This window comes from Sphingomonas bacterium (assembly GCF_903643065.1).
Classification (GTDB): Bacteria; Pseudomonadota; Alphaproteobacteria; order Sphingomonadales; family Sphingomonadaceae; genus Sphingomonas.
This window is the reverse complement of sequence record NZ_CAHJWX010000289.1, coordinates 1-3,840: the sequence shown is the minus strand read 5'-3', so window position 1 is coordinate 3,840 and position 3,840 is coordinate 1. Positions and strand designations below refer to the sequence as shown.

The window sequence follows — 3,840 nt, the reverse complement described above, 5'->3', positions numbered from 1 at the left end:
GTCGCGCAGCCGCGACGTCAGGCTCAGCGACCGCGCCAGCGGCGCGCGCAGCCGGTCGAGCCAGAGCGCGGCCGCCTCCGCCGCCGGATGCGAGGGCAGGCCCTCGATCGCCAGCTGGACCAGATCGTCGTTGACGCCTTGCAGCACCGTCCCGATCCCGGCGACCAGCCCGCGCGGCGCGAGGAACTCGACATGGACCGGCAACCGCTCGATCTCCTCGATCGAGCGGTAATGGCTCTCGGCGCGAAAGCCGGGATACAAGTCGGCCAGCAGCGGCGCGGCGTAGACGGGATCGGCCGCCCAGCCCTCGGCGATATAGTCCGCGACTACCCGTTCGATGCGGGGCGTCGCCATGATCGACGCGCCCTGCGCGCGTTGCATGACGAATGTCGCGCCGAACCCGCCGACCGCGTCGGTGATCGCCTCCAGCACGTCCGGCCACCGATCCGGCAGGACGGCGGCCTCGTAGATGCGCTCGACCAGCGCCGGTTCGGCCTGCATGCCGCGCCCCCCATGTTCCCGGCGTCCCCACGCCGTTGATCGAGGTTATCGCACGGTGCGGACGGCACGCCAAGCGCGTGGCGGCGCGACCCGCTCGTTCCATTCGACCGACGCACCCGGGCCTGCCAAGTCCGAACCGCCGCGCCGGGGTGACGGGTTCGGGCGACGGGGTTAGGGAAGGGTTCTCAGGAGCGCCCTCATGCCAGACATCCCCGCCAACCAGTTCTCCGATCGCGAGGCGCTGCTGTTCCATTCGGAGGGGCGGCCGGGCAAGCTGGAGATCGTCGCCTCCAAGCCGCTGACGACGCAGCGCGATCTGGCGCTCGCCTATTCGCCGGGCGTCGCGGTGCCGGTGCGCGCGATCGCCGACGATCCCGCCACCGCGTACGATTATACCGCCAAGGGCAATCTGGTCGCGGTGATCTCCAACGGCACCGCCATCCTGGGAATGGGCAATCTCGGCGCGCTCGCGTCCAAGCCGGTGATGGAAGGCAAGGCGGTGCTGTTCAAGCGCTTCGCCGATGTCGACTCGATCGACATCGAGCTGAAGACGGAAGACGTCGACCGCTTCATCGACGCCGTCGAGCTGATGGAGCCGAGCTTCGGCGGCATCAACCTGGAGGACATCAAGGCGCCCGAATGCTTCATCATCGAGCAGACCCTTCGGGAGCGCATGAACATCCCGGTCTTCCACGACGACCAGCACGGCACCGCGATCATCACCGCCGCCGGCCTGCTCAACGCCTGCCTGCTGACCGGTCGCAAGCTGGCGGACGTGCGCGTGGTTGTGAACGGCGCCGGCGCGGCGGCGATCGCCTGCACGGAGCTGATCAAGGCGATGGGCGTGTCCGGCAACAACGTGATCCTGTGCGACCGCAAGGGCACGATCTGGCGCGGGCGCGAGGGCGTCAACCAATGGCAATCGGCGCACGCGGCGGAGACGGACGCGCGCGACCTGACGGAGGCGCTGAAGGGCGCGGACGTGTTCCTGGGCCTGTCGGCCGCCGGCGCGTTGCGGCCGGAGATGGTCGCCGACATGGCGCCCGCCCCGATCATCTTCGCGATGGCGAACCCGGAGCCGGAGATCCGCCCGGAGCTGGCGCGCGCGGCGCGGCCGGACGCGATCGTCGCCACCGGCCGGTCGGACTATCCGAACCAGGTCAACAACGTGCTGGGCTTCCCCTTCATCTTCCGCGGCGCGCTGGACGTGCGGGCGACGGGGATCAACGACCAGATGAAGATCGCCGCCGCCACCGCGATCGCCGAGCTGGCGCGCGAGCGGGTGCCCGAGGAGGTCGCCGCCGCCTATGGCGTGCGCCACCATTTCGGACCGGACTATATCATCCCCGCGCCGTTCGACCCGCGGCTGATGGAGGTCGTCCCCGCCGCCGTGGCGCGCGCGGCGATGGAGTCGGGCGTGGCGACCCGGCCGATTGCCGACCTGGCGGCGTATCGCCAATCGCTGCGCGCCAGGCTCAACCCGACCACCTCGGTGCTCAGCCTCGCCTATGAAGGCGCGCGCGCGCATCCCAAGCGCGTGCTGTTCGCCGAAGGGGAGGAGGAGGTGGTGCTGCGCGCCGCCATCGCGTTCCGGGAGGGCGGCTATGGCACGCCGGTGCTGGTCGGCCGCGACGACGTGCCTGAGCGGCTGCGCGCGCTGGGCGTCACCGATCCCGAGACGTACGAGCTGCACAACAGCCGCACGAGCGCGCTCGTCCCGCGCATGGTCGATTTCCTCTACGCGCGCCTGCAACGGCGCGGCTTCCTGCGCCGCGACGTCGAGCGGATGATCAACCAGGACCGCAACATCTTCGGCGCCGTGCTGCTCCAGCTGGGCGAGGCGGACGCGATGATCACCGGCGTGACGCGCACCTTCGTCCAGTCGCTGCGCGAGGTCCGCCGCGTGATCGACCCGGCGCCGGGGCGCACGGCGTTCGGCATCCACCTGCTGGTCGGGCGCAGCCACACCGTGTTCATCGCCGACACCACCGTGAACGAGCGGCCGAGCGGCGACCAGCTGGCCGACATCGCCGAGCAGACCGCCGCCGTGGCGCGACGGATGGGGCACGAGCCGCGCGTCGCCTTCCTGAGCTATTCCACCTTCGGCAACCCGCCCGGCCGCTGGCTGGAAGGCGTGCGCGCCGCCGTGGAGCTGCTCGACGCGCGCCAGGTCGGGTTCGAATATGAGGGCGAGATGGCGCCCGACGTCGCGCTCAACCCGCGCCAGCTCGCCAATTACCCCTTCGCGCGGCTGAGCGGCCCCGCCAACGTGCTGATCATGCCGGGGCTGCAATCGGCCAGCATCTCCGCCAAGCTGCTGCGCGAACTGGGCGGCGACGAGGTGATCGGGCCGATGCTGGTCGGCATGGAAAAGCCCGTCCAGATCGCCGGCATGACCGCGACCGCGAGCGAGCTGGTGACGCTGGCGGTGCTCGCCGCTGGCGGCATCGCGCGATAACGGCGAGATTAGATCACCCTCACCCGTCGTCGCCTTCGGCGTCTCTCCCTCTCCCATGGGGAGAGGGAAGGGGCCCGCCCGACGCAGTCGGAAGGGAAGGGTGAGGGTGATCGAAGTCGATCGTAAGCGACGCTGACATGTCGGTCCGGGGTAGCTCGCCGAGCCTTTCGGGATTGGCGCCCCGGGCCGTTTGCGCGTAACGGCGCCGCCATGTCCCGCCTCCCCGACAGCACCGGACGCGAGGAGCTGGTCCGGCTGCTCGTGGCGACCGGCCAGGCGGATCGCGGCGCCTTCGCCAGCCTCTATGTCGCGACCTCGGCGAAGCTGTTTGGCATTTGCCTGCGTATCTGTGGCGAGCGGCAGGCGGCGGAGGACGTGTTGCAGGAGGTCTACGCGACGGTGTGGCGGCGGGCGGACGGCTATGAGCCGGGCCGCGGCAGTCCGATCGCGTGGCTCGGCGCGATCGCCCGCAACCGCGCCATCGATCGCCGCCGCGCGCTGGGCCTGCGTCCCGCCGCGTCGATCGAGGCGGTGGCCGAGCCGGTCGACGAGGCGCCGCTGGCGTCCGACCTGCTGCTGATGGCGGAGGAGGAGCGCCGGCTGCTGGCCTGCATCGACCAGCTGACGACCGACCAGCGGGGCGCGATCCGCACCGCCTTCTTCGACGGGCTGACCTATGCGGAGCTGGCCGTGCGATCGGGCGTGCCGCTGGGCACGGCCAAGAGCTGGATCCGGCGGGGGCTGATCAGCCTGCGGGGGTGTCTCGATGGCGACGCCTGACGACGCCGACCTGCTCGCGGCCGAGCTGGCGCTGGGGGTGCTCGACGGCGAGGAGCGCGCAACCGCCCTGCGCCGCGTGCTCGCGGAGCCGGCGTTCGCGC

Annotated in this window: 3 protein-coding genes; 2 read left to right on the top strand and 1 reads right to left on the bottom strand. The window is 71.1% G+C overall.

The window, feature by feature from the left end:
* The coding region (locus HUU95_RS10530; protein ID WP_217429816.1) for a hypothetical protein at nucleotides 1–501 on the bottom strand (501 nt) is incomplete at its 3' end.
* Nucleotides 502–700: 199 nt separating this feature from the next.
* Between HUU95_RS10530 and HUU95_RS10525 the strand changes: the two genes are divergently transcribed.
* Both HUU95_RS10525 and HUU95_RS10520 read left to right on the top strand, forming a co-directional pair.
* On the top strand, nucleotides 701–2,959 hold the full coding sequence (locus tag HUU95_RS10525) for an NADP-dependent malic enzyme (RefSeq protein WP_174280070.1): 2,259 nt from the start codon (nucleotides 701–703) through the stop codon (nucleotides 2,957–2,959).
* Nucleotides 2,960–3,169: 210 nt separating this feature from the next.
* Complete coding sequence (locus tag HUU95_RS10520) at nucleotides 3,170–3,739, top strand: sigma-70 family RNA polymerase sigma factor (RefSeq protein ID WP_174280069.1); 570 nt, start codon at nucleotides 3,170–3,172, stop codon at nucleotides 3,737–3,739.
* Nucleotides 3,740–3,840: the final 101 nt, after the last annotated feature.